Source organism: Janthinobacterium sp. KBS0711, assembly GCF_000988085.1.
Classification (GTDB): Bacteria; Pseudomonadota; Gammaproteobacteria; order Burkholderiales; family Burkholderiaceae_D; genus Janthinobacterium; species Janthinobacterium lividum_E.
On sequence record NZ_LBCO01000033.1, the window covers coordinates 231,267 to 254,959 of the forward strand.

Annotated in this window: 22 protein-coding genes and 1 pseudogene; 14 read left to right on the forward strand and 9 right to left on the reverse strand. The window is 66.4% G+C overall.

Going from position 1 to position 23,693, the window contains the following annotated elements; all coding sequences use genetic code 11:
• Positions 1–15: 15 nt before the first annotated feature.
• Both VM94_RS19720 and VM94_RS19725 read left to right on the forward strand, forming a co-directional pair.
• A complete protein-coding gene (locus tag VM94_RS19720; RefSeq protein WP_046684991.1) occupies positions 16–3,162 on the forward strand; it encodes an efflux RND transporter permease subunit in 3,147 nt (1,048 codons plus the stop codon).
• Positions 3,162–4,535 carry an efflux transporter outer membrane subunit gene (locus tag VM94_RS19725; protein WP_046684992.1) on the forward strand — a complete coding sequence of 458 codons (1,374 nt, stop codon included), beginning with the start codon at positions 3,162–3,164 and terminating at the stop codon, positions 4,533–4,535. Before VM94_RS19720 ends, VM94_RS19725 begins: the two co-directional genes overlap by 1 nt.
• A 3-nt stretch (positions 4,536–4,538) precedes the next feature.
• Here the strand turns inward: VM94_RS19725 and VM94_RS19730 are convergent, their stop codons facing one another.
• From VM94_RS19730 to VM94_RS19740, 3 genes are all read right to left on the reverse strand, one after another.
• Complete coding sequence (locus VM94_RS19730) at positions 4,539–5,357, reverse strand: hypothetical protein (protein WP_046684993.1); 819 nt, start codon at positions 5,355–5,357, stop codon at positions 4,539–4,541.
• Between the two features lie 89 nt (positions 5,358–5,446).
• Complete coding sequence (locus tag VM94_RS19735) at positions 5,447–6,016, reverse strand: Hcp family type VI secretion system effector (RefSeq protein WP_046684994.1); 570 nt, start codon at positions 6,014–6,016, stop codon at positions 5,447–5,449.
• Between the two features lie 41 nt (positions 6,017–6,057).
• Complete coding sequence (locus VM94_RS19740; protein ID WP_046684995.1) at positions 6,058–6,330, reverse strand: DUF6150 family protein; 273 nt, start codon at positions 6,328–6,330, stop codon at positions 6,058–6,060.
• 197 nt (positions 6,331–6,527) lie between these two features.
• Here VM94_RS19740 and VM94_RS19745 point away from each other — a divergent pair, with 197 nt between their 5' ends.
• Positions 6,528–8,177 carry a DUF4394 domain-containing protein gene (locus VM94_RS19745; protein ID WP_046684996.1) on the forward strand — a complete coding sequence of 550 codons (1,650 nt, stop codon included), beginning with the start codon at positions 6,528–6,530 and terminating at the stop codon, positions 8,175–8,177.
• Positions 8,178–8,210: 33 nt separating this feature from the next.
• On the opposite strand, the gene VM94_RS19750 is transcribed toward VM94_RS19745, so the two are convergent.
• Positions 8,211–9,698 carry a phage tail sheath family protein gene (locus tag VM94_RS19750; RefSeq protein WP_046685536.1) on the reverse strand — a complete coding sequence of 496 codons (1,488 nt, stop codon included), beginning with the start codon at positions 9,696–9,698 and terminating at the stop codon, positions 8,211–8,213.
• 198 nt (positions 9,699–9,896) lie between these two features.
• Between VM94_RS19750 and VM94_RS19755 the strand changes: the two genes are divergently transcribed.
• The 8 genes and pseudogenes from VM94_RS19755 (at position 9,897) to VM94_RS19785 (ending at position 16,432) form a co-directional block, all read left to right on the forward strand.
• The gene (locus VM94_RS19755; RefSeq protein WP_046684997.1) at positions 9,897–11,177 is read left to right on the forward strand and encodes an arsenic transporter; all 1,281 of its coding nucleotides are present in this window, start codon (positions 9,897–9,899) and stop codon (positions 11,175–11,177) included.
• Positions 11,178–11,236: 59 nt separating this feature from the next.
• Entirely contained in the window at positions 11,237–11,821 is a 585-nt protein-coding gene (locus VM94_RS19760) for a TetR/AcrR family transcriptional regulator (RefSeq protein WP_200899239.1), read from the forward strand.
• Positions 11,822–11,893: 72 nt separating this feature from the next.
• The gene (locus VM94_RS19765) at positions 11,894–12,994 is read left to right on the forward strand and encodes an alkene reductase (protein WP_046684998.1); all 1,101 of its coding nucleotides are present in this window, start codon (positions 11,894–11,896) and stop codon (positions 12,992–12,994) included.
• A 30-nt stretch (positions 12,995–13,024) separates the two neighbouring features.
• Complete coding sequence (locus VM94_RS19770; RefSeq protein WP_046684999.1) at positions 13,025–13,408, forward strand: nuclear transport factor 2 family protein; 384 nt, start codon at positions 13,025–13,027, stop codon at positions 13,406–13,408.
• A gap of 39 nt (positions 13,409–13,447) precedes the next feature.
• Positions 13,448–14,077, forward strand: a complete 630-nt coding sequence (locus VM94_RS19775; RefSeq protein ID WP_046685000.1) for an NAD(P)H-binding protein — start codon at positions 13,448–13,450, stop codon at positions 14,075–14,077.
• A gap of 47 nt (positions 14,078–14,124) precedes the next feature.
• Positions 14,125–14,505, forward strand: a pseudogene (locus VM94_RS29135) (GNAT family N-acetyltransferase); the annotation flags it as partial.
• Between the two features lie 45 nt (positions 14,506–14,550).
• A complete protein-coding gene (locus tag VM94_RS29140) occupies positions 14,551–15,147 on the forward strand; it encodes a flavin reductase family protein (protein ID WP_046685538.1) in 597 nt (198 codons plus the stop codon).
• The gene (locus tag VM94_RS19785; protein ID WP_046685001.1) at positions 15,131–16,432 is read left to right on the forward strand and encodes a glycosyltransferase; all 1,302 of its coding nucleotides are present in this window, start codon (positions 15,131–15,133) and stop codon (positions 16,430–16,432) included. The genes VM94_RS29140 and VM94_RS19785 overlap by 17 nt, the downstream gene beginning before the upstream one ends.
• 9 nt (positions 16,433–16,441) lie before the next feature.
• Here VM94_RS19785 and VM94_RS19790 read toward each other — a convergent pair whose 3' ends face one another.
• The 4 genes from VM94_RS19790 to VM94_RS19805 all read right to left on the reverse strand — a co-directional run bounded on the left by VM94_RS19790 (position 16,442) and on the right by VM94_RS19805 (position 19,751).
• A complete protein-coding gene (locus tag VM94_RS19790) occupies positions 16,442–17,389 on the reverse strand; it encodes a DUF2145 domain-containing protein (RefSeq protein ID WP_409929570.1) in 948 nt (315 codons plus the stop codon).
• Positions 17,386–17,817 (reverse strand): hypothetical protein, encoded by a 432-nt coding sequence (locus VM94_RS19795; RefSeq protein ID WP_034788152.1) that lies wholly within the window; start codon positions 17,815–17,817, stop codon positions 17,386–17,388. The genes VM94_RS19790 and VM94_RS19795 overlap by 4 nt, the downstream gene beginning before the upstream one ends.
• 92 nt (positions 17,818–17,909) lie before the next feature.
• Positions 17,910–18,707: an HDOD domain-containing protein gene (locus VM94_RS19800; protein WP_160309308.1), complete on the reverse strand. Its 798-nt coding sequence runs from the start codon at positions 18,705–18,707 to the stop codon at positions 17,910–17,912.
• Positions 18,708–18,857: 150 nt separating this feature from the next.
• Positions 18,858–19,751: a LysR family transcriptional regulator gene (locus VM94_RS19805; protein ID WP_046685003.1), complete on the reverse strand. Its 894-nt coding sequence runs from the start codon at positions 19,749–19,751 to the stop codon at positions 18,858–18,860.
• Between the two features lie 93 nt (positions 19,752–19,844).
• Between VM94_RS19805 and VM94_RS19810 the strand changes: the two genes are divergently transcribed.
• Genes VM94_RS19810 through VM94_RS19820 form a run of 3 tightly spaced genes read left to right on the forward strand, consistent with a single transcriptional unit; the run spans position 19,845 to position 22,595 of the window.
• On the forward strand, positions 19,845–20,507 hold the full coding sequence (locus VM94_RS19810; RefSeq protein WP_046685004.1) for an RraA family protein: 663 nt from the start codon (positions 19,845–19,847) through the stop codon (positions 20,505–20,507).
• A 32-nt stretch (positions 20,508–20,539) separates the two neighbouring features.
• Positions 20,540–21,187 carry a 4-carboxy-4-hydroxy-2-oxoadipate aldolase/oxaloacetate decarboxylase gene (locus VM94_RS19815; protein WP_046685005.1) on the forward strand — a complete coding sequence of 216 codons (648 nt, stop codon included), beginning with the start codon at positions 20,540–20,542 and terminating at the stop codon, positions 21,185–21,187.
• Positions 21,188–21,224: 37 nt separating this feature from the next.
• On the forward strand, positions 21,225–22,595 hold the full coding sequence (locus tag VM94_RS19820; protein ID WP_082127809.1) for an MFS transporter: 1,371 nt from the start codon (positions 21,225–21,227) through the stop codon (positions 22,593–22,595).
• Here VM94_RS19820 and VM94_RS19825 read toward each other — a convergent pair.
• Entirely contained in the window at positions 22,578–23,684 is a 1,107-nt protein-coding gene (locus VM94_RS19825; RefSeq protein ID WP_046685006.1) for an acyl-coA dehydrogenase-like protein, read from the reverse strand. The genes VM94_RS19820 and VM94_RS19825 overlap by 18 nt on opposite strands.
• Positions 23,685–23,693: the final 9 nt, after the last annotated feature.

Genomic DNA, 23,693 nt, shown 5'->3' on the forward strand with positions numbered 1-23,693 from the left:
TGAAAGTTTAACGACATGCCTCAATTTTTCATCAACCGCCCCGTCTTTGCGTGGGTGGTGGCGGTCTTCATCGTCCTGTTCGGACTGATCGCCATACCGCAATTGCCGATTGCGCGCTTCCCCTCGGTGGCGCCGCCCAGCGTCAGCATCAGCGCCAACTACCCTGGCGCCACGCCGCAAACCATGAACGATTCCGTGGTGGGCCTGATCGAACGCGAACTGTCGGGCGTCAAGCACCTGCTGTATTTCGAGTCGTCGACCGATACCTCGGGTTCTGCCTCGATCACCGTCACCTTCCAGCCGGGCACGGATCCGGAAATGGCCCAGGTGGACGTGCAAAACCGCCTGAAAGCCATCGAACCGCGCCTGCCGCAAGCCGTGCGGCAAAACGGCTTGACGGTGGAGTCGGCGTCGTCCGGTTTCCTGATGATCGTCAGCCTGATTTCCGACAATGGCCAGCACGATGAAGTGGCGCTGGGCGACTACCTGGCGCGCAACGTGACGGAAGAACTGCGCCGCATTCCCGGCGTGGGCAAGGTGCAGTTGTTCGGCTCCGAGCGCGCCATGCGCATCTGGGTCGATCCGGCCAAGCTGGTGTCGTACAACATCGCCATGGGCGAGCTGACGGCCGCCATCGCGCAGCAAAATGCGCAGATCGCCCCGGGCCGCCTGGGCGACTCGCCCGCCGTGCACGGCCAGCGCGTGACCATCCCGCTGACGGTGCAGGGCCAGCTGCAAACGCCGGCCGAATTTGCCGCCATCGTCCTGCGCGCGAATGCGGACGGCTCGAAAGTGACGATCGGCGACGTGGCGAAAGTCTCGCTGGGCGCGCAAAGCTTCAATTTCAGCATCCGCGAAAACGGGCAAGCCGCGTCGGGCGCCGCCGTCATGCTGTCGCCGGGGGCCAACGCCGTGCAGACGGCCAGCGCCGTGCGTGCGCGCATGGCCGAACTGGCGCACACCATGCCGGCCGGGATCAAGTATTCGGTGCCGTTCGATACGGCGCCGTTCGTGAAGATCTCGATCGAGAAGGTCGTCGTCACCTTGCTGGAAGCGATGGTGCTGGTCTTCCTCGTCATGTATCTGTTCCTGCAAAAGATACGCTATACGCTGATTCCCGCCATCGTCGCACCGATTGCCCTGATGGGTACGTTCACGGTCATGCTGATGGCCGGCTATTCCGTCAACGTGCTGACCATGTTCGGCATGGTGCTGGCCATCGGCATCATCGTCGATGATGCCATCGTCGTGGTGGAAGCCGTCGAGCGCCTGATGGCGACCGAAGGCTTGTCGCCGAAGGAGGCGACGTCGAAAGCCATGCGTGAAATCACGGGGGCGGTAGTGGGCATCACCCTGGTGCTAACGGCCGTGTTCATCCCGATGGCCCTGGCCAGCGGTTCCGTAGGCGCCATCTACCGCCAGTTCACCCTGGCCATGGCCGTGTCGATCCTGTTCTCGGCGTTTTTGGCGTTGACCCTGACGCCGGCCCTGTGCGCCACCATGCTCAAACCCATCGGTCCGCACGACCATGACAAGAAGGGCTTCTTCCTGTGGTTCGACCGCCAGTTTGAACGCATGACGGCCCGCTATGAAAAAGGCGTGGTGGCGATGGTGAAACGCGCGGGCCGCTCGATGGTGCTGTATGGCGCCATCGTCGCGGCGCTGGGCGTGGCTTTCATGCAGCTGCCGTCGGCCTTCTTGCCGGAGGAAGACCAGGGATACTTCATCACCTCGATCCAGCTGCCGTCCGACGCGACGATGGAGCGCACGCTCGACGTCGTCAAGCTGTACGAGCAGCACGTGGCCACGCGGCCCGGTATCGAAGTGAACCAGTCTATTCTTGGCTTCAGTTTTTCCGGCGCGGGCCCGAACGCGGGCCTGGCCTTCACCATGCTGAAGGATTGGAAACAGCGCAACGGCGCCACGGCGCAGGAAGAAGTGGCGCTGGCGCAGGCCGCCATGTCGCAGGCGAAGGAGGGCGTCATCATGAGCCTGATGCCGCCCGCCATCGATGAACTGGGCAACTCGTCCGGCTTTTCCCTGCGCCTGCAAGACCGCGCCAACCAGGGTGTCGCTGCTTTGCAGGCGGCGCAGAACCAGTTGCTGGGCCTGGCCGCGCAAAGCGGCAAGGTGGCGGGCGTGTATCCGGACGGCTTGCCGCCCGGCGCCAGCGTGCGCCTCGATATCGACCGCACCAAGGCCGAAGCGCTGGGCGTGTCGTTTACGGCCATTGCCGACATGCTGACGGCGGCCATGGGCTCGACCTATGTCAACGATTTCCCGAATGCCGGCCGCATGCAGCAGGTGATCATCCAGGCCGATGCGCCGTCGCGCATGCAGTTGAACGACGTGCTGGCCCTGCGCATCCGCAATAACGCGGGCGGCATGGTGGCGCTGGGCGAGCTGGTGCGCCCCGTGTGGAGCGAGTCGCCGCTGCAGCTGGTGCGCTACCAGGGTTACCCTGCGGCGCGCATTTCGGGCAGTGCGGCACCGGGCGTATCGAGCGGCGACGCCATGCTGGAAATGGAGCGTCTCGTGAAGCAGCTGCCACCCGGCTTCGCGCTGGCGTGGACGGGCCAGTCGCTGCAAGAGAAGGAATCGGCGTCGCAAGCGCCCATGCTGATGGCGCTGTCGATGCTGGTGGTCTTCCTCGTGCTGGCGGCCCTGTATGAAAGCTGGTCGATTCCCGTCTCCGTGATGCTGGTCGTGCCTTTGGGATTATTGGGCGCCGTGCTGGCCGTGATGTTGCGCGGCATGCCGAACGACGTGTTCTTCAAGGTGGGCATGATCACGATCATCGGCCTGTCGGCGAAGAATGCGATCCTGATCGTCGAATATGCGCGCCAGTTGCAGGCGCAAGGCAAGGGCTTGGTCGAAGCGACCGTGGAGGCGGCCCGCTTGCGCTTGCGCCCGATCTTGATGACGTCGCTGGCGTTCGCGCTGGGCGTCGTGCCGCTGATGCTGGCCACGGGCGCCAGCGCCGAGACGCAGCACGCGATCGGCACGGGCGTGTTCGGCGGCATGATCACCGCCACCGTGCTGGCCGTGTTTTTCGTGCCCGTGTTCTTTGTCGTGGTGCTGGGCGCCGTCGACAAGATGGGCACGTACTTCAACAAACGCAGTCATCGCATCGCCGTCAAGGCGGTGGAAGGAGAGTTGTAATGCGTTTATTCTTTATCACGCCCCTGGCCGTGCTGGCCTTGTCGGCGTGTTCATTGACGCCGCCGCTGGTCAAGCCGGCGGCGCCGATCCCTGCCGCGTATGCCGAGGTCTCCGCACCGGGCAGTGTGGACACTGCGGCGGACCTGGGCTGGCGCCAGATGCTGCTCGATGCGCGCCTGCAGCGCCTCGTCGACATCGCCCTGGAGAACAACCGCGACTTGCGCGTGGCGTCCCTCAACGTGGAAGCCGTGCGGGCCCAGTACCAGATCCAGGATGCGGGCCGCTATCCGGCCATCGGCGCGACTGCGGGCGGCGTGCGCCAGCGCGGCACCGATGCGGTGACACAGAATCAGTTCACTGCCGGCATCGCCATGAGCGCGTTCGAGATCGACCTGTTCGGCCGCCTGCGCTCCCTGTCCGATGCCGCGTTTTCCCGCTACCTGGCCACGCAGCAGGGCCAGCGCGCCGCGCACATGGCCCTGATCGGCGCCGTGGCCGATGCGTATCTGGAGCAGCGGCTGGCGGAAGAGCAGCTGGCGCTGGCCCGCCAAACCCTGCTTGACTGGCGCCAGGCCTTGCTCCTGACGCAGCGCCTGCATGGCGCGCAGCAGGGCAGCGGCCTGGACGTGGCGCAGGCGCAAGGGCAGGCGGCCACGGCGGAGGCGGACGTGCAGGCGCGCGAACGGGCCAGTGCCATGGCGCGCAACAACCTGGAATTGCTGCTCGGTGCGCCGCCGCCGACTGACTTGCCGGCTGGCCGGCCGCTCGACGGCCAGCCCGTGCTGACGCAGCTGCCGCCCGGCCTGCCGTCGGACTTGCTGGCGCGCCGGCCCGACATCCTGCAGGCGGAATACGCGCTGGTGGCGGCGAATGCGGAAATCGGCGCCGCCCGCGCCGCCTTCTTCCCGCGCCTGTCGCTGACGGCGTCGCTGGGCTTTGCCAGTCCGGAACTCGGTGACCTGTTCCGCGGCAGCGCGCGCAGCTGGTCGTTCGCGCCGCAAGTGACGCAGCCGCTGTTCCAGGGCGGCCAGCTGCGCGCGGAACTGCAGCTGTCGCGCCTGCGCAAGGACGTGGCCGTGCTGCAGTACGAACAGGCGATCCAGTCGGCCTTCCGCGACGTGCGCGACGGCCTGGCCGGCAGCGCCACGTACGCGCAGCAGATCGATGCCCAGCAGCGCGTGGTGGTAGCGGCGCAGCAGCGCCAGCGCCTGTCGCAGCTGCGCTACGACGCGGGCCAGGACAGCCGCCTGGAATTGCTCGACGCGCAGCGCCAGTCGTATGCGGCGCAGCAGACGCTGCTCGACGCGCGGCGCGACCAGTTCAAGTCTGCCGTGGCCTTGTACAAGGCGCTGGGGGGCGGGCTGGAAGAGTAGGGACTAGGCGGCAGGCCTTGGCGGGGCCAGCGCCAGCGACCACGGTTCCCGTCCCGGACGCAGGGCATACGCGACCACGGTGCCGTGGCCGCTGGAATCGGCCAGCACGGCGGCCACGCCGTGGACCGGGTTGCCGGACAGGGCACGCAAGTCGAAGTTTGGCATGCTCAGGCGACTCCACCTTGGCTGGGCGCCCGAGTCCAGCATGCACAGCTGCCCCTCGCCATAGGCGATGAAGCCATCATGGAAATTGCCCGACACCATCTCGATGGCCAGCGGTGGCGGCGGCAGCGCCGTCCAGGCGTCGTCGCCGCGCGCCAGTTTTGCTGCCGCACCGTCGCCCACCGCCAGCATGCCATGCTGCCAGTCGCCGGCGATCAGGGTGGCCTTGCCGCGCAACAGCGTGGGCGGGGCGGGGCAGCGCTCCCATGCATTCCACTCACCATTGCCATTGGCGGACCTGTCCAGCCGGTACAGGCCGTGACCATCGGCGGCCAGCAGCAGGTAGCCGTGATGGTCGCCGGCCAGGCCGGCCATGCCGGTGCCGGCAGGCGGCCCCGCGACGTCTTTCCAGCGCGCCAGCGGCTGGCCCAGGGCGGCGAGAAAACGGATGGCCGTGCCATGGACCAGCGTGGTGTAGCCGGCGCCGTCGCCGAGCAGGCAGGCGAACGCCGTATCGCCAGGCAGGAAGCCAGGGGCCCTGGCACAGTCCCGCCAGTACAAGTTCGGCTCGACCTGGGCCAGGCTGCGCACCGTGCCATCGTCGCCCAGCAGTACGATACCGGTGGCGGGGCTGCCGGCGATGCGGATGTAGTTGCTCATGCGGGTATCCTTATCGCGTGTTGTTTTGCTGAATGTCTACCATGCCGGACGCCGGGACTGCCGGGGCGAGCAGGCGAAGGTCATCTTTATCATGCCGTAAAGGCCCCGATCGGGCGGTTGCGCGCCAGGCTCCAGCCTGTCGTGTGTTGGGGGCCGGGCTTGCCGTCGGCCTGCTGCACGCTGTGGCTCCAGAGGATTTCCGTAAAGTTCAGCTTGAACTGTTCGGTGGGCATGTCGTCGGGATGGGTTTGCAGCTGGATTTCGCTGATCAGCGCGTCGCGCAGCGAGATGGTGATGATGTTGACCGTCTTGTCGCCCGCGTTGCGGGCGATGTACAGCTTGGTCGGCTGGGTCGCACCCCTGCCCAGCGGCTCGGCGCGCAGGCACAGTTCATACAGCTTGACGGACGTCTGGTCGACATATTTGACGCAGCTAAATTCCGTGATCACGGGCCGTCCGGATGTGCGCGCAGAATTGCTGACGTCCGTCGTTATTTGCTGCTTCATGCCCTGGTGCAGCGAGACCAGTTCGATGCATGGACCCATGCCCTGCAGCGCAGCGGCGTCGCGCCAGATGGTGTCGATGCCGGCATTGCCATCACCCGGCGTCTTGCCGAACACGAGCTCCCCGTTGCCGGGTTCCAACAAGATCAAATCCATGGCGATGCTCCCTTCAAGTCAGTGTGTACGGACCTTTTGCGCTACAGCTGGATATGGCGCGGGCGTGGCACTTGCCAGCCCGCTTCGCCGTAGCTGTCGACAAAACAGATTTTCAACTGCGCCATGCCTTGCGAGGTGAAGCAGACGATTACCGTGGCGCTCTGGCGGTCACGGGTGACGAACCATTGGGCGTCGCTGCGCGCCAGGCCGAAGCTGCTCACGCGATGCACCAGCAGGTCGGCGCTGCCGCGTTCCACCAGGGCTACGCGCAGCTGCGCATCGCCCAATGCGGTTGTCTGATACACGATTGCCATAGTCCGCCCCATGTTTTTGGATATCCTGTCCAGGACTATACACTGAAAAAGTTGCCTAAATACAAGCACAAATTGCGCCGAAATAAATTTTTTTGCATGGCTGCATCCAAACGCGGGCACGGCGAGTAGTACAGGGGTGCGCTCGCCGCAACGGCGGCATGAGCGGCACCTCCACTCACTTTATCGGGACCACGACCATGTCACCACTGCCAACCTTGCCATTCGCCAAGCTGCTGCTTGTTTCCGCCGTCGCCATGACCTTGTCCGCTTGCGGCGGTGGCAGCGACCACGACGATGTCGTCGTCACGCCACCGCCGCCCGTGGTGGTGGCTGGCGATGTCTTCGTGCTCACCGCCAGCAACAAGTTGCTGTCGTTCGACCGCGCCACGCCGGCCACCATCCGCAGCACGGCGACAGTGACGGGCCTGCAGGCCGGCGAAAACCTGCTGGGCATCGACTTCCGTCCCGCCGATGGCCAGCTGTATGGCGTCGGCAGCACGGGGCGCATCTACATCCTGAATGGCGTGACGGGCGCCGCCACCGTGAAAGCCACCCTGGCGGCCGATGCGGGCGATGCGACGGCGCCTTACACGACGCTGGCCGGCACGGAGTTCGGCGTCGATTTCAACCCCGTCGCCGACCGCCTGCGCATCGTCAGCAATACGGGCCAGAGCCTGCGCATCAATGTCGACACGGGTGCCACCACCACGGATGGCGCCATCAATGGCGGCGCCGCCAATACGGCCATCACGGCGGCGGCCTACAGCAACAGCTTTGCCGGCACGGCCAGCACCACTTTATTTGTCATCGACGCGGCCAACGCCACGCTGTACACGCAAAATCCGCCGAACAACGGCACCCTGGCCGGCGCCGTGCCGCTGGGCGTGGCGGCCACCGGCGTGGCCGGCTTCGACATCGATGCGCGCACGAATACGGGCTACGCCGTCATGACGGTAGCCGGCGCGCGCAACCTGTACACCCTGAACCTGGCGGCCAGCACGGCACCGGCGACCCTGGTGGCGGCCGTCGGCGTGACGGAAGAATTGCGCGGCATCGCCTTGAAAGCGCCGGCCGCGCCCGTCGCCTACGGCTTGACGGACGACGCCCGCATCGTCACCTTCAAGACGGCCACGCCGAACACGCTGGACGCCAACGTGGCCGTCACAGGCCTGGCGGCGGGCGAGCGCCTGCTGGGCTTTGACATCCGTCCGAAAGACGGCTTGCTGTACGGGATATCGTCGGCGGGGCGCATCGTCACCATCGATCCTGCCACGGGCGCCGTCACCGTCAAGGCGACGCTGGCCGCCGATGCGGCGGACGCCATCGCGCCGTACACGGCCATCGCCGGCACGGCTTTTGGCGTCGATTTCAATCCCGTCGCCGACCGCCTGCGCGTGATCGGCAACACGGGGCAAAGCCTGCGCATCAATGTCGACACTGGCGCCACGACCACCGACGGCGCCATCAACCGCGCGGGCGCGGCGCCGACTGTCACGGCGGCCGCCTACAGCAACAGCTTTGCCGGTACGACGGCGACCATGCTGTTCGATATCGACACGGCCAGCGCGGCGCTCGCCCTGCAAAATCCGCCCAACGACGGCACCCTGGTGAATGTGGGCGCGCTGGGCGTGGCCGTGGCGGGCGACGTCGGTTTCGATATCGCGGGCGGCGCCAACGGCCTGGCCCTGGCGGCCTTGCGCACATCGGCCACGGGACCGAGCTCCCTGTACCGCATCGACCTGGCGACGGGCGCGGCCGTGCCGAGCGGCGGCGCGGCCACGCCGGCGGCGTCCCTCATCGGCAGCGGGGCGGTGGGGCTGGTCGATATCGCCATCGCGCTCAAGTAAGTCAAGTAGGCCAGCCAGGCGCCGCCCGGTGTATCACGATTTCTGCATTTGCTGCTGGAATGTGAGCTCGATGAATTCGGCCGGGCGGCTGATGGCGACCAGGATGTTGACACGCAAGATACCTTCCAGGAGGTCGTCGGCTGTCATCGTTGTCCCGAGGCCGACTTCCACCTGGAAGGCGTCGCTCGGCGAGGCGCCGGCAAGGCCGCCGCGCTTCCAGATGCCGGTCAGGAAGTTGCTCGCCATGCTACCGATGGTGACCCAGGTGCTGGCCACGTTCGGCTCGAACACATAGGCCTGGATGGCCAGGCGCAGCGACTGCTCGAGCATGATCATGGTGCGGCGAATGTTAATGTAGCGCCAGTCGAGGCTGTTGCCGTCGAGCGTGTGCGCACCCCACACCAGGGTGCCTTGGCCTTGACCGGCGAAGCTGCGGATCGCGTTGACCGACTTTCCCGTGCCGTGCACGTTCAAGCCTTCCTGCTCATCTTGCGTGATATTGACGGCCGGCGCGCTGACCGCAGCGATGCCCACGTTGGCCGGCGCCTTCCACACGCCGCGCGTGTTGTCGGTCAGGGTGTACAGGCCGGCCATCGCGGCGCCTGGCGGCAGCAGATTGAGTTGGCCGTGCATGGCCAGCAGCAGTTGCTGGTACAGGGGACTCATGGCGCGCAGTGCATGGTCGATGGCCGCGATGCGGCTGGCTTGAGCGCTTTCTGACGAATGCGCGATGGCCATTTGCTCGAACAGGGCCGACACTTGCCGCTGCCCGCCGGCGTCCAGCGCCTGCAGCAGCAGGTCTTGCAGCGCGCCCCAGTGGCTTGTGCGGATGTGGGTGAAATTGAGTTCGTCCAGCGGAACGACCGTGGCCTGTACCCACGGATAGTAGGCGGCCCCGTAAGCCAGCGAGTCGCTGCCGATGCCTTCCCGGAAAGCGGCCACGGGCCCATCCGTCAAAGGCGCCGCGCCATTGTGGATGTCGAGGATGGCGAAGCGGTTGCGCATCTGCTGGCCACAATGCATGAGCATGTGACGTTGCAGCGCATGGCAGTCGTCCAACGCCAGCAGCATGGCGTCGGGCACGGCCAGCAGCGTGACTTCCCGCTCCTGCAGCAGGGCATCGATGCCGGCGCGCAGTGCGCCGATGTCCGGCGTGTCATGATAATCGCCGACGGAGACGATATGGCAGGCGCCGCCGCCATTCTGGAAGAAGAGCTGCATGCTGTGATACAGCAGGAAGTGGCCGGCGACCTGACGCAGCGTGCACGACGCGCCGCCAGGCGTCCCGGGTGCGTGGCCCGCCTCGAGCATGAAGCCGGGCATGGGCGCGCCGCCGAAGCAGGCTGTAAATTCCGCCATCGAAGCGATGCGCCACGGCTGGTTGCGCAGCGACTCGCCGTCGTGGCTGGCGCTGGCCGTGTAGCCGACAAAGGCCGGCACGGCCGTCGCGACTTCAACGACCGAATCGGGAAACGCATTTTTTTCCACGATGGACACGCCGGGAGTTTTGTATTGCGCCATTTGCATGCTTTCCTGGTTGGTCAGAGGGAGCGGGGCGTGCCTCGGGCCATGCATCGTCTCAAGCATCGTCCCACGCATCGTCCCAGTATAGCCAGTGATCAGGCGGCAATGGTCATTTCTTGCTTTACATTTGTTTGATAATTCCAGTAGTATTGAAATATTGAATATCATTCTCGCTTTTTCCCGGGACGACTGCCCATGCTCACCGCTTTCCTCATCTTTCTCGCCACCTTGATCCTTGTCATCTGGCAGCCGCGCGGCCTGGGCATCGGCTGGAGCGCCGTCATCGGCGCCTGTGTCGCCTTGCTGGCCGGCGTCATCCATTGGGGCGACATCCCCGTCGTCTGGCATATCGTGTGGAACGCCACCGGCACGTTTGTTGCCGTGATCATCATCAGCCTGCTGCTGGACGCGGCCGGCTTCTTCGAGTGGGCCGCGCTGCACGTGGCGCGCTGGGGCGGGGGCAGCGGACGCAAATTGTTCGTGCTGCTGGTCTTGCTGGGCGCGCTCGTCTCGGCCGTGTTCGCCAATGACGGCGCCGCGCTGATCCTGACGCCCATCGTCATCGCCATCTTGCGTGCGCTGAAATTTTCCGCCAGGGCCACCCTGGCCTACGTGATGGCGGCCGGTTTTATTGCCGACACGGCCAGCCTGCCGCTGGTGGTGTCGAACCTGGTCAATATCGTCTCGGCCGATTTCTTCAAGATCGGCTTTGCCGAGTACGCGTCCGTGATGGTGCCCGTCAACGTCGTCGCCGTGCTGGCGACCCTGGCCGCCTTGCTGCTCTTTTTCCGCAAGGATATCCCCCGCGACTACGAAGTCGCACAGCTGAAACGCCCGGACGCCGCCATCCGCGACCTGGGTACCTTCCGCGCCGGCTGGCTGGTGCTGGCGCTGCTGCTGGCGGGCTTTTTCTCGCAGGAGCACTTGGGCGTGCCCATCAGCCTGATCGCGGCCGTGGGCGCCACGCTGCTGCTGGTGGTGGCCGGCAGGGGCCACGTGATTTCCACGCGCCACGTGCTGCGCCATGCGCCGTGGCAGATCGTCGTCTTTTCTCTGGGCATGTACCTCGTCGTGTACGGCTTGCGCAATGCGGGCCTGACGGCGTACCTGACTGGCATGCTGAACCACTTTGCGCAGTACGGCGTGTGGGGCGCGGCGATGGGCACGGGCGTGCTGACGGCCTTGTTGTCGTCCGTGATGAACAACCTGCCGACGGTGCTCGTGGGCGCGCTGGCCATCGACCCGACGACGGCGCAGGGGGCCGTGCGCGAAGCGATGATCTACGCGAACGTCATTGGCAGCGACCTGGGACCGAAGATCACGCCTATCGGCAGCCTGGCCACCTTGCTGTGGCTGCACGTGCTCGACAGCAAGAATATCCACATTTCCTGGGGCTACTATTTCCGCGTCGGCATCGTGCTGACCGTGCCCGTGCTGCTCGTGACCCTGGCCGCGCTGGCGCTGCGCCTGGGGTGATGGCGGAGTAGGGGACAGTTTACTAGACGACCGGTCAGATTTCTTGTTATACTGGCCGCATGAGCAAAAAATCCTCCGCCGACATGCGCCAGCATCTGATCGATATCGCCAAGGCCCTGATGGCCGAGAAGGGCTATACGGCCGTGGGCCTGGCCGAACTGGTGGCTGCGGCCGGCGTGCCGAAAGGCTCGTTCTACTATTACTTCAAGTCGAAGGAAGAGTTTGGCCAAGCCTTGCTCGACGATTACTTCAGCACCTATCTGCAGACGGTCGACGCCTTGCTGGACGGCCCGGGCAATGCCCGCGAGCGCCTGCTCGCGTATTTTGACTACTGGAGCGCGACCCAGGCCGGCAGCGCGCCGGAAGGCAAATGCCTGGTGGTCAAGCTGGGCGCCGAAGTGTGCGACTTGTCCGTGGACATGGGCGCCGTACTGCGGCAGGGCACGGGCGCCATCCTGGAACGCCTGACGCAGTGCATCGAAGCGGGCCACCTCGACGGTTCCGTGACGGCGGCGACGCCGGCCCGCGTGCTGGCCGAATCGCTGTACCAGCTGTGGCTGGGCGCTTCGCTGATGGTCAAGGTGGCCAGGAACGGCGGACCGTTCGACGCCGCCATGTCGACCACGCAACGGCTGCTGGCGTAGCCGTTTTTTTTAATCATTAACTAGACGACCGGTCAGTTATTTTGATCTCTCGCACAATATGAAAGCAATACGATGAGCGAACAGCATGAAAGCGATTTATTTTCTCCAGTCGACCTTGGCGCGCTGGCCCTGGCCAACCGCATCGTCATGGCGCCGCTCACGCGCAGCCGCATGGGCGACGATGGCGTGCCGAACGCCTTGCACGCCCAGTATTACGCCCAGCGGGCCAGCGCCGGCCTGATCATCAGCGAGGCGACGAATATTTCGCCCCAGGCGCGCGGTTATGCCCTGACACCGGGCATCTGGACGGACGAGCAGGTGGCTGGCTGGAAGCTGGTCACGGATGCCGTGCATGCGGCGGGCGGCAAGATCGTCTGCCAGCTGTGGCATGTGGGACGCTTTTCGCATACGAGCTTGCAGCCCGATGGCGCCGCGCCCGTCGCGCCTTCCGCCATCCGGGCCGAGGGCAGCACCTACACGGCCAGCGGCATGCAAGATGTCTCCATGCCGCGCGCGCTGGAAACGCGGGAAATCGACGGCATCGTCGCCCAGTATGCACATGCGGCCGCATGTGCGCTGCGCGCCGGTTTCGATGGCGCCGAGGTGCATTCGGCGAATAGCTACCTGCTCGACCAGTTCCTGCGCGATTCCACCAACCGGCGCACGGATGCGTATGGCGGCAGTATTCAAAACCGCGCGCGGCTGACCCTGGAAGTGACGCAGGCCGTGGTGAACGTGTGGGGTGCAGCAAGGGTGGGCATCCGTTTGTCGCCCGTCACGCCCGACGCGGGCAACACGCCCGTCGACAGCGACGTGATGGCCACTTATGGCTACCTGATCGAGCAACTGAACCGCCATGGATTGGCGTACCTGCACTTCGTCGAAGGCGCCACGGCCACCTCGCGCGACGTGCCCGATGGCGTCGACCTCGATGCGTTGCGGGCGCTGTTCACCGGCCCCTACATCGGCAACAACCATTACGACTTGCCGCTGGCGCAGGCGCGCCGCGCCACCGGCAAGGTCGATGCGGTGGCCTTCGGCCGTCCCTTCATCGCCAACCCGGACCTCGTGGCCCGCCTGCGCCATGGCGTGGCGCTGGCCGTGGCGCCGCGCGCGGCGTATTACGGGGGCGGCGCCGTCGGCTACACCGATTGGCCAGCCAGCCAGTCCTGATTTTTTTTTCACCCAACCAAGGAGCGCAACATGAACACCACCACTTATGTGCAGGATTACCAGGCCATCGTCGCCGTGCTGAATCAATACAATGCGGGCGGCGCGCAGGCCGACAGCAGCATCATGCGCCCGGCCTTCAGCGGCGAGGCCACCATTTTCGGCGTTGACGGCGAAGACAAGCTGACGGGCGGGCCCATCGAAGGCCTGTTCGAAATCATCGACAGCGCCTTCCGTCCATCGCCGCAGGCAAAGGCGGCCATCGCGCGGATCGATATCGTGGGCACGGCGGCCAGTGCGCGCGTCGATACGGACGACATCTCGGGCTTTCGCTTCACTGATTTTTTCAATCTGCTCAAGGTGCAGGGCGAGTGGACCATCGTGAACAAGATCTATCACACGCACGCGGGCGCCTGATGCTGTATCGTGTGGCGTCCAGTGCATGCGGGAGAAGGAATGAAGTTGATACTGATAGGCGCCACGGGCCTGGTGGGCCGAGAAGTGCTGCGCCTGGCGCTGAGTGACCTGCGCGTCACGGCCATCGTCGCGCCCGTGCGCAAGCCCTTGCCGGCGCATCCCAAATTGGACGCGCCGCTCATCGACTTCGACCGCTTGCCGTTGGACGCCCCTTGGTGGCAGGCGGACGCCGTCATCTGCACCCTGGGCACGACCATGAAGGTGGCGGGCACGCGGCAGGCGTTCCGCAGAGTCGACCATGACTATCCGCTGGCCGCGGCGCGGCTGGCGCTGGCGGCCGGCACGCGCACGTATGCGCTCAATTCCGCCGCCGGCGCCAACGCGGCCTCGCGCTTTTTCTACAACCGGGTCAAGGGAGACTTGGAACGCGACCTCGAAGCGCAGGGTTTTAGATCGCTGACCCACGTGCGGCCGGGCCTGATCGGCGGCGCACGCGCCGTGGCGCGGGCAGGCGAGGGCGCCGCATTGCGCATCCTGCGCGTGCTGGGCCCCGTGCTGCCGCGCCGCTGGCGCATCAATCCCGCGCCGCATATCGCCAGCGCCTTGCTGGAAGCGGCGCTGGCTGGCGCGCCGGGCGTGCACGTCGTCGGCCCGGAGCAACTGGCTTGACCGCGCGCCCCTTATAATTGCCGTTCATGTTTTTTTGAGTACAAAAAATGCAAACTGTGCGTCCTTACCAGGCCGGCGACCGCGACGCCTGCCTGGCCCTTTTCGACGGCAATACGCCGCGTTTTTTCGACCCGTCCGAGCGCGCGGGCTTTGCCGCCTGGCTGGAAAATTCGACACATCCGTACCTGGTCATCGAACGCGATGGGGTCATCGTCGCCTGCGGCGGCCATGCGCTCGATGCGGGCGGTACGGTCGCCAGCCTGTGCTGGGGCATGGTGGCGCAGGATCTGCATGGCCAGGGACTGGGCCGCGCGTTGACGCAGGCACGCCTGGACGCCATCCGCGCCGTGCCGGGCGTGGCCAAGGTAAGCATGAACACCAGCCAGCATACGCAGGCCTTTTATGCGCGCTTCGGCTTTCAGACAGTCAAGGTGACGCAGGACGGCTTCGGGCCAGGCATCGACCAGTGGGACATGCTGCTGTCGCTAAATGAACGGGACCATATCGCCGCCGTGCCGCTGGAAAAAGCGTATCGGCTGCTCAATCACGGCCCGTCCATCCTCGTCTCGGCCCGCCATGACGGCATCGATAACGTGATGGCCGCCGCCTGGGCCTGCGCCCTCGATTTCTCTCCGCCGAAACTGACCGTGGTACTGGACAAGGCGACGCGCACGCGCGCGCTGGTCGAAGGCAGCGGCACGTTCGTCATCCAGGTGCCGACGGCGGCGCAGTTGCAGCTGACCCACGCTGTCGGCACGCACAGCCTCGATGCGCAACCCGACAAACTGGCGCGCGCCGGCGTGCGGCTGTTGCACATGGACGGCTTTGATTTGCCGTTCGTGGCCGGCTGTTCCGCGTGGCTGGCATGCCGTTTGATCCCCGAGCCGCACAACCAGGCCGCGTATGACCTCTTCATCGGCGAAGTGGTGGGCGCCTGGGCCGACACGCGCGTGTTCCGCGACGGGCACTGGCATTTCGAAGACGCCGATCCATCGTGGCGCAGCCTGCACTACATCGCCGGCGGGCGATTCTATGCGATCGGCGAAGCGCTCGATGCTGCTCCAAGCTGACCTGTTGGCGGGCCAGGCCGCCGCCACGCCGCTCGTCATCGTGGCCAGCAGCGGTACGGGCGGCGACATGCAACCGTTTATCGCGCTGGCGCAGGGCTTGCAGCAACGGGGCCGGCGCGTGCTGCTGCTGGTGCCGGGCTGGCAGGAAGCGGCCGCGCGGGCGTCAAGTCTGCCCTATCACACCTTCGGCAGCGCGCAAGAGGGCCAGGCCATGCTGGACGATCCCGGCCTGTGGGATGAGCGCAAGGGCTGGGGCGTGGTATGGAAAGGCCTCGTGCCGCACCTGGGCGCCGTGCGCGACGTCGTGCAAGGCTTGCCGGCCGGCGAGGCGTGCGTGGTGCTGTGCCATCCCATCCTCGTGCCGATGGCGGCCTTGGCCAGGTCGGTACGCCCGGACCTGCGCATCGTCGCGGCGTATCTGGCGCCATCGAATGTGTGCAGCAGCCATGACTTGCTGACCACGGGTTCCCTGCGCATTCCCGCTTGGGTGCCGCTGGCCTGGCGCCAGGCCCTGTGGCGGATAATCCACCGCACGATGATTGACCCGCTGATGCTGCCCGGCCTGAATGCCGCGCGTACGCAGCACGGCTTGCCGCCGGAGTCGCATTTTTTTGCGCACATGCTGGCCGCGCCGGATGCCTCGCTGGGGCTGTTTCCCGCGTGGTTCGCCGCCCCGCAGGCGGACTGGCCGCCGCATTTCGTGCAAGCCGGTTTCACGGGCGCCGCCACGCATGGCGCCGCGGCGCTGCCGCCGGAGCTGGAACGTTTTCTGGGCGAGGGTGCGCCGCCCATCGTGTTTACGCCCGGTACCGGCCACCAGCACGCGCAGCGCTATTTCAGCATCGCCCTGGACGTCTTGCGGCGGCTGGGGCGGCGCGGCCTGTTCATTACGCCCCATACGGCGCAAGTGCCGCAGCACTTGCCGGCCAGCGTCCTGTGGCAGGCGCACGCGCCGTTTGCGGCCCTGTTGCCGCGCGTGGCGGCCGTGGTGCACCACGGCGGCATTGGCACCAGCGCGGACGCTTTTCGCGCGGGCATTCCGCAGCTGGTCGTGCCGTTCGCGTACGACCAGTTCGATAACGGCTGGCGGGTCAAACGGCTCGGCGTGGGGGATGTCTTGCTGGCCAAACGGCTGTCGGCACGGCGCATGCGGCGGCAGCTGGCGCGCCTGCTGGCTGCGCCCGAGGTCGCACTGGCGTGCGGCGACGTGGCCCGCCGGATGGGGCAGGGAGTGGAACCAGCGCGCCTGCTTGACCAAGTCGAAGCGGCGCTGGCAGCTGCCTAGGGACTGGCGTCAGGGAGTGCTGTGCGGCGTATCGTCGAGGGCGATGACCCGGTCGTTCGCGCCGGGCACGCAGCCGTCGGCGATCGCATCCCAGCCCCGGTGCACCACCACCTGCTTGCCGTCGTGGCAGATTTCCACGCGCTCGCTGGCGGGCAGGCGCTGGCGCGCGAACGCTTCCAGGCTGGCCGGCAGGCTCACTGACAGCTGCATCGTGCCGATGGTTTCCGGCGGGTGGTCGTCCATGTGCACGAGCGGTACGAAGATGGAACCGAGCATCAGCCAGCGCGCACCCACGTCGACGGGGGCGGGCGCATAGGGCGCGGCGCGCAGCCAGTCCTGGGCGCGCGCACGCAAGTCGCCGCCTGCGGCCAGTTCGCCCCAGGCGGCGGCCAGCATTTCCGCTACCCACTGATTGCAATTCTGGTATTTCAGGCTATAGGCGTATGCGTTGGCGCTGTAGCGGCCCGCCAGCAATTGCTGCACGCGCACGGGGTCGAGCAGCGCGCGGCGCAGGGGCGGCACGGTTTCCGCCGGCAGTTTGACGAGCGAGATATAGCCGAGCGATGGATTGTTCGTGCCCATGGCGAAACCGGCCGTGCCCTGGTCGAAGATGCGCGGGCGCCCTTCATCGCAGGCGTAGTACAGCTGGCGCGCGGACCAGCCGCTGTCGTTGTCGTGGCGCCAGGCCAGCGCGGCGTGCGAATAGCGGATGCCGAAGCGGGCCAGGTCCAGGCCGGAGCGGCTGATCAGGGCCACGCTGCCCTCGCTGGCGGCCAGTTCCTCGCGCACGACGGCGGCAAAGCGCAACAGGCGATCCTGTTCCGTGGCCGTGAGTTCCTGCGCGCGGTCGCAAAAGCGCGACGAGGCGAGCGAAGTGCCTGCCTGCGCGGCGCCGGCGCTGAAGATGGCGCAAACGCCCAGCAGCAGCGCCGGGCTTCGCGGGAGAAAACGAATCAAAGGCTGACGGGACGCGTGGCCATTTCGCCGTACCAGTCATCGGCCAGCACGAGGAAGAAGGCGGCGCGCGTGTCGTTGCGCGAAAATTCGATGCCGTAGGCGCGGTTTTGCGCATGCACCACGTCGCCTTGCGCCAGCTGCTGCTTGTCGAGCGCCGCTTGCGGCAAGTCCAGCACCAGCGGCGTTGCCGTGGCGTCGGCCTGCATGGTCAGGCGCGTCATGCCGTCGCGGCCCGGCACGGCGGCCACGTCGATGATGCGGTAGGGGCCATTGGCCACCTTGTTGTCGCGCGAGGAGCTGTTGCTCGAACCGTTGAGCGAATCGGAAATGCTGCCGCTCGACTGGGAGCCGGCGCTGGAGGCCGAGGAAACGAAGCTGTCGGCGTTGGCGTTGCACGCCATGGTCAGAGCTGCGGCCAGGCCGAGCATGCGTAAGGAGGTAGTCAAGGCAGTTTTCCAGTGGACATCAATGAAAGCGGACCGGGTTCGTCCCGGCCCGCGCCATCATAGCAGATCGGCCATCAGCTGAGCAGTACCTCGATCAGGGCCTTCGCTTCGGCCGACGGCTGCGTGCGCAGCGCCTGCAGCACGGGATCGTGTTCCAAGTAGTGCTGCAGCGGCGCGCTGATGGTGATGCCGGCCTGCGGCAGCGGCGAGGCAACGGGCGCCAGCGCCTTGGCCAGCAGCAGGGTGTCGCGCAAGCCCTCGGGCGGCAGCATGATGGTCGAGCCAGGCAAGGTATTGACGGCATCGGCCACCGGCTGCGGCACGCCCAGCTGGCGCATCAGCGAGCGGCCGATCACTTCCAGAGTGGAGGCCATCTGCGTTTCCAGGTGGTCGTACAGGCCCGGGGTCTTGTCTGCCTGGGCCAGCAGATAAAAGCCCGCCACTTCATGCACGATGCCGGCGAACAGCGCCGTATCGGCGTCCGTCTGCGTGACGGCGCCCGCCAATCCATGCGCCAGCGCCGCCACGTGCACGGTGTGCGCCCACAGCTGGGTGGCGCGGGCGCGCAAGGCTTCGTCGCGGATGCCCGCGTTCAGCTGGCGGATGACGGCCGCCGTCGCCAGCGCATACAGGTTGCGGTGGCCCAGCCGCTCGACGGCGGCGCGCACGCTGGTGATGGCGGGCGCCTGGCCTGCCGCGAACATGGCCGAATTGGCCAGCGCCACGGCGCGCGCCGACAAGGTCGGTTCGCACAGCAGCAGCCGGCTGATGTCGGCCGAGTGGCAATCGGGGTTGGCCAGTTCCTTTTGCAGGAGCAGGGCCGTATTGATGCTGGTGGGAAAGGCCAAGGTTTCCGTTTCGGCGCTGGCCAAAAGTTGCGCAAGGCTGCTGAGCGTGTTGACGTGCATGGATAGGGGAGCGGGAAGTAGCAATGTCCCATAGTATCAGGCAATCCGGTCCGTATGGCGTCCGCCAGCCTTTGGCTGGAACACGGACGCAACACCTTGATCTCTGAGGCGCCGTCAGCGTCCTGCGCCATGCGCCAGAATCTCCAGGAAAGCCGCCACCAGGCGGCTTTTTTCATCGGCCCGCGTGACGGCTACCACGGTGGTGCTTGTGGCGATGTCGTCCACGGGCAGGAAAACCACGTCGGTGCGGTTGTTTTCCGCGATGGAACGGGCCACCAGGGTGGCGCCCAGGCCGGCGCCCACCAGCGACAGGGCCGTGTAGATTTCCACGGCGGAATACGCGACGGCCGGCTCGGCGCCCGCCGCCTTCAGCGCGGCGACGATCTGCTGGCCGAACGGGCTGATCGGGTCTTTCGGATACAGGATGAAGGGAATGTCCGCCAGCTCGGCCGCGCGCAGCGACGTGCGCCCCGCCAATGGATGGTGCAGGGGCAGGGCGGCCACCAGCGGGTCGTCCAGGGTGACCGCATGGCACAGGTCGGGCGGCGCTTCGCAGGGGCCGATGAAGCGCGACAGGCCGATATCGATGCGGCCCTGGCGCAGCTGCGCCGGCTGGTATTCGGACAGCGCCTCGACCAGGTCCAGCTGCACCTGCGGATAGGCCGCGCGAAACTGGCGGATGGCCCGCGGCAGCACGGAAAACGTGGCCGAGCGGGTAAAGGCGATGCCCAGCCAGCCGTGGCTGCCCGTCGCCAGGCCCTTGGCCTCGTCGTCCAGCCGCGCCGCCTGCAGCAGCAGCTCCTTGGCGCGCGGATAGAAAAACCGGCCCAGCGAGGTCGGCTCCATGGGCCGGCGTGCACGGTCGAACAGTTCGCCGCCCAGGTGGGCTTCCAGCTGCCCCAGCTGCATGCTGATGGCCGTGGGCGCCACGTGCAGGCGCTCGGCCGCGTGCGCGGCGCTGCCCGCTTCCACCACCTCGCAAAAATACCGCAACTGTCTTAGGTTCATTTTTATTGATCCAAGAGTCAATAATCGATGTTTGATATTGAAAACACTTTATATGAAACTGGGCTCCACGACAACAAGATCTGGAGACGTTTCATGGAAGACAGTGTATTCACGCAGGCCCGCGGCCTGAGCAGCGCGGAAGTGTCGGACGCGCTCGACTATTTCGGTTTGCCCGGCAGCGTGCCCGGCCTCGTCCCTGTGGCGGGACCGCGGCGCCTGTTCGGCCCCGCCTTCACCGTGCGCTTCGCGCCCGTAGACAGCCAGTCGCCCGGCACGGTGGGCGATTACCTCGACGATATTCCCGCCGGCGCCATTGCCGTGCTCGACAACGCGGCCCGCCGCGATTGCACGGTATGGGGCGGCATCATGAGCCAGCTGGCGGCGCAGCGTGGCGTGGCCGGCACCATCGTCGGCGGCGTGTGCCGCGACACGGCGGAAGCCGATGCGGCCGGCTACCCCCTGTTTGCGCTGGGGCGCTTCATGCGCACCGGCAAGGACCGGGTGCAGGTGGATGCCATCGGCGCGCCTGTCAGCCTGGCCGGCGTGCGCGTGGCGTCCGGCGACATCGTCGTGGCCGACCAGGATGGCGTCGTCATCGTGCCGGCGGACCGGGCGCACGACGTCTTCGAACGGGCCCTGGCCATGCAGGCCGTGGAATTGCGCATCGTCGCCGCCGCGCTGGACGGCATGTCCCTGCGCGACGCGCGGCGCCAGTTCGGCTATCACACCCTGCAGCGCAAGCCCGCCACCGCCTGATTCTTCCCTCACTTCATCTCTGAAAGCACACCATGGACCAGCATGTTTCCATTGCCACCTTGCACGCCCTGCGCCAGCTGGGTGCGGCCACCATCTATGAAGCGCAGGGCGCGAAAGGCGCGCTCGACAGCGGCATCAAGCCGATTGCGCCCGGCATGCGCCTGGCCGGACCCGCCCTGACCGTCGATACGCGCCCGGCCGACAACCTGATGCTGCATTACGCCATGCTCAAGGCCCGGCCCGGCGACGTGCTGGTGGTCGACGCCAAGGGTTTCTTGGAGGCGGGCGTGTGGGGCGACGTGTTTACCGAGCAGGCGCAGCGGATCGGCCTGGCCGGCCTGGTGATCCATGGCGCCGTGCGCGACGCGGCCGCCATGACGGAAGCCGGCTTTCCCGTCTTCAGCCGGGGCCTGTCGATCAAGGGCACGGGCAAGCACCAGCCGGGACGCCTGAACGTGACCGTCACCATCGGCGACGTCAGCATTGACCCGGGCGACATCATCGTCGGCGACCAGGACGGCGTGGTGGTGGTGAAGCGCCACGAGGTGGAAGCGGTGCTGCAGAAAAGCCGCCAGCGCGAAGAGAAGGAAGCGCAATTTCGCCAGCAGATCCGAGACGGCGCCACGACCGTCGACCTGCTGGGCCTGGAAGAGACATTGCGCCGGCTGGAACTGCGCTGACATCCGCCATCACTAGAAAAAAATCGGGAGACACCTCATGCATACCATTACCACCGCCCCGGCTGCGGCGCCCGCCGCACCGCTGGCCGCCCGCCGTCCCACGCGCTACCGCTGGGTCGTCGCGGCCCTGTTTTTCATCGTCTACACGATTGCCGCCGCCGACCGCGCCAACCTGGGCGTGGTCTTGCCGTTTTTGCGCAAGGAGTTCGAAATGAGCAATACCGACGCGGGCGGGCTCGTCAGCCTGTTCCTCGTCGCCTATGCGCTGGCGCAACTGCCTTCCGCCTGGCTGCTGTCGAAGTTCGGCGTGCGCAAGGTGTTTACCATTTCCATGATCCTCACCTCGATCGCCACCGGGCTGACGGGACTCGTGGGTTCCCTGCTGTCATTGAAACTGTGCCGCATCGGCCTGGGCCTGGCGGAAGGACCGTTGCCGATCGGCGTGACGACGACCATCAATCACTGGTTTCCCTCGCGCGAGAAGGGCACGGCCTCGGGCCTGTTCCTGTCCGCCGTCAAGTTCGGCCCCGTCATCACGCCCATCCTCGGTGCGGCCATCATCGCCGCCTGGGGTTGGCGCGAAGTGTTCATCTGGTTTTCCGTGCCCGGCGTGATTCTGGCCATCTTCTGGTATTTCCTCGTCACCAACAAGCCGGGCGAAAGCCGCTTCGTCAACGGGGAAGAACTGGCCGTCATCGAGGAAAAGGCGCTCGATGGCAGCAACACCGGCTCGGCGGCCACGTCGCGGCCCATGCCGTGGCTCGACAGGCTGATCCGTGTGCGCGAGGTGCCAGCTGTTACCACCAGCCGTGGCGTGTTTGCTTCGTGGAATATTCTCGGCTGCGCGCTCGGCTATTGCTGCCAGCTGGGCATTTCCAGCGTGCTGCTGGCCTGGATCCCCACATATTTGCTGACCGTAAAACAGTTTTCGATCATGAACATGGGCATGGTGGCGGCCGCGCCGTGGGTGGGCGCCGTCTTCGGCAATATCCTGGGCGGCTTGCTGGCCGACCGCGTGCTCGACAAGCGCCGCAAGCCCGGCATGCTCATTTCCGCACTGTCGACGGCCGTCATGATGTACTTGCTGATCCATGCGCCGGCCGACCCGCTGCAATACGGCGCGCTGCTGTTCCTCACGGGCGTGCTGCTGAGCATCGGTTTTTCCGCCTACATGGTGTATCCGATGCAATTCGTCTCGAAGGAAAAATTTCCCGTGGCGAACGCCGTCGTCAACATGGGCGGCCAGCTGGGCGGCGCGGCCACGCCGTGGATCGTCGGCATGCTGTTGGATCATTACGGCTGGGATTATGTGTTCGGCTTCATGGCGGCCATTTCCTGCCTGACCTTCCTGGTGGTGCTGACCATTGCCGAACCGCTCAAGCTGCGGCCGTCAGGGCAGCAGCAGTGAATGCTGGCTGGCCGTATGGAAATCGCGCCAGACGCGGTTGATGGTGCTGTCTTCGCGGGCCGCGTACAGGCCGCAGTACGGATACAGGCCATCGACTGCCGCGCGGCACACGGCGACCAAATCCAGTGAACTCGTCTGCACGGCCTGCATGCCGTCCGCGTCGAGCACCGCGCCGGCCGCCACTTGCGCCCAGCTGTTGTCCAGCACGGCATAGAAGCGGGTGCGGGCGGCAGTGAAGGCGTCTTGCTTGCCTTGCAGGAATGCGGCCACCTCCGGCACGTCCAGCAGCGGCAAGCCGGCGCGCGCATGGCGTCGGTGGCGCATGCATTCTTCGGCCAATTGCATGAAATGCGCGGCCATGCCGGCCACGTTGGCGGCCAGGGTCACGTAGGCGAGCGAGTAGAACGGATAGCGGTACAGGGGGCCCTCGGCCGTCGCGGTGCCGGGACTGATCGTAAAACCATGTTCCTTGCCGAGCCACTGGTCATCGATGCGGTAGCTGTGCGAGGCGCTGGCGCGCATGCCGATGCTGTTCCACGAGGGCACCAGCTGCACCAGTGCGGCGGGCACGAGAAAGGCGCGGATGCGCGGTTTGCCTTTGTCATCGAGCAGGGGCTGGCCATCGCGCTGCAGCCGGGCGTTCAGGGTGAAGTGGGTCGCCATGGGCGCGCCGCTGGCGTAGTCCCAGCTGCCCGTGATGCGGTAGCCGTCGCCTTCTTCCTCCGCATAACCTGTCGCCGCGCCGCTGCCGCCCAGGCAGACGCGGGGCGTGCCGATGATGGCCTGCGCCAGCTCAGGTTCCAGGAAGCCCGCGAACCAGCCCGCGCCCGCGCACAGGGTCAGCACCCAGCCCATGCTGCCATCGGCGGTGGCCACGGCTTCTTCCAGACGCACCACTTGCGGCAGGGGCAGCTCGGCGCCGCCCGCGCTGCGCGGCGCCAGCATCGTCAGCCAGCCGCGCCGGTGCAGCAAGGCTTGCTGGGCCGGATGCAAAAAGCAGGCCGCATCACCCGTCTGGGCGTGGCGGGCGATGCGGCGCGCGTCGCGTTCGGAAAGGATAGCAATGGTAGCGAGGGCAGCGTGCGGCATGGGCAAAGT

Coding starts and splice junctions, on each gene's coding strand:
- VM94_RS19720 (WP_046684991.1), top strand. CDS start 16: ATGCCTCAATTTTTCATCAACCGCCCCGTCTTTGCGTGGGTGGTGGCG.
- VM94_RS19725 (WP_046684992.1), top strand. CDS start 3,162: ATGCGTTTATTCTTTATCACGCCCCTGGCCGTGCTGGCCTTGTCGGCG.
- VM94_RS19730 (WP_046684993.1), bottom strand. CDS start 5,357: ATGAGCAACTACATCCGCATCGCCGGCAGCCCCGCCACCGGTATCGTA.
- VM94_RS19735 (WP_046684994.1), bottom strand. CDS start 6,016: ATGGATTTGATCTTGTTGGAACCCGGCAACGGGGAGCTCGTGTTCGGC.
- VM94_RS19740 (WP_046684995.1), bottom strand. CDS start 6,330: ATGGCAATCGTGTATCAGACAACCGCATTGGGCGATGCGCAGCTGCGC.
- VM94_RS19745 (WP_046684996.1), top strand. CDS start 6,528: ATGTCACCACTGCCAACCTTGCCATTCGCCAAGCTGCTGCTTGTTTCC.
- VM94_RS19750 (WP_046685536.1), bottom strand. CDS start 9,698: ATGGCGCAATACAAAACTCCCGGCGTGTCCATCGTGGAAAAAAATGCG.
- VM94_RS19755 (WP_046684997.1), top strand. CDS start 9,897: ATGCTCACCGCTTTCCTCATCTTTCTCGCCACCTTGATCCTTGTCATC.
- VM94_RS19760 (WP_200899239.1), top strand. CDS start 11,237: ATGAGCAAAAAATCCTCCGCCGACATGCGCCAGCATCTGATCGATATC.
- VM94_RS19765 (WP_046684998.1), top strand. CDS start 11,894: ATGAGCGAACAGCATGAAAGCGATTTATTTTCTCCAGTCGACCTTGGC.
- VM94_RS19770 (WP_046684999.1), top strand. CDS start 13,025: ATGAACACCACCACTTATGTGCAGGATTACCAGGCCATCGTCGCCGTG.
- VM94_RS19775 (WP_046685000.1), top strand. CDS start 13,448: ATGAAGTTGATACTGATAGGCGCCACGGGCCTGGTGGGCCGAGAAGTG.
- VM94_RS29140 (WP_046685538.1), top strand. CDS start 14,551: ATGCTGCTGTCGCTAAATGAACGGGACCATATCGCCGCCGTGCCGCTG.
- VM94_RS19785 (WP_046685001.1), top strand. CDS start 15,131: ATGCTGCTCCAAGCTGACCTGTTGGCGGGCCAGGCCGCCGCCACGCCG.
- VM94_RS19795 (WP_034788152.1), bottom strand. CDS start 17,817: ATGCTCGGCCTGGCCGCAGCTCTGACCATGGCGTGCAACGCCAACGCC.
- VM94_RS19805 (WP_046685003.1), bottom strand. CDS start 19,751: ATGAACCTAAGACAGTTGCGGTATTTTTGCGAGGTGGTGGAAGCGGGC.
- VM94_RS19810 (WP_046685004.1), top strand. CDS start 19,845: ATGGAAGACAGTGTATTCACGCAGGCCCGCGGCCTGAGCAGCGCGGAA.
- VM94_RS19815 (WP_046685005.1), top strand. CDS start 20,540: ATGGACCAGCATGTTTCCATTGCCACCTTGCACGCCCTGCGCCAGCTG.
- VM94_RS19820 (WP_082127809.1), top strand. CDS start 21,225: ATGCATACCATTACCACCGCCCCGGCTGCGGCGCCCGCCGCACCGCTG.
- VM94_RS19825 (WP_046685006.1), bottom strand. CDS start 23,684: ATGCCGCACGCTGCCCTCGCTACCATTGCTATCCTTTCCGAACGCGAC.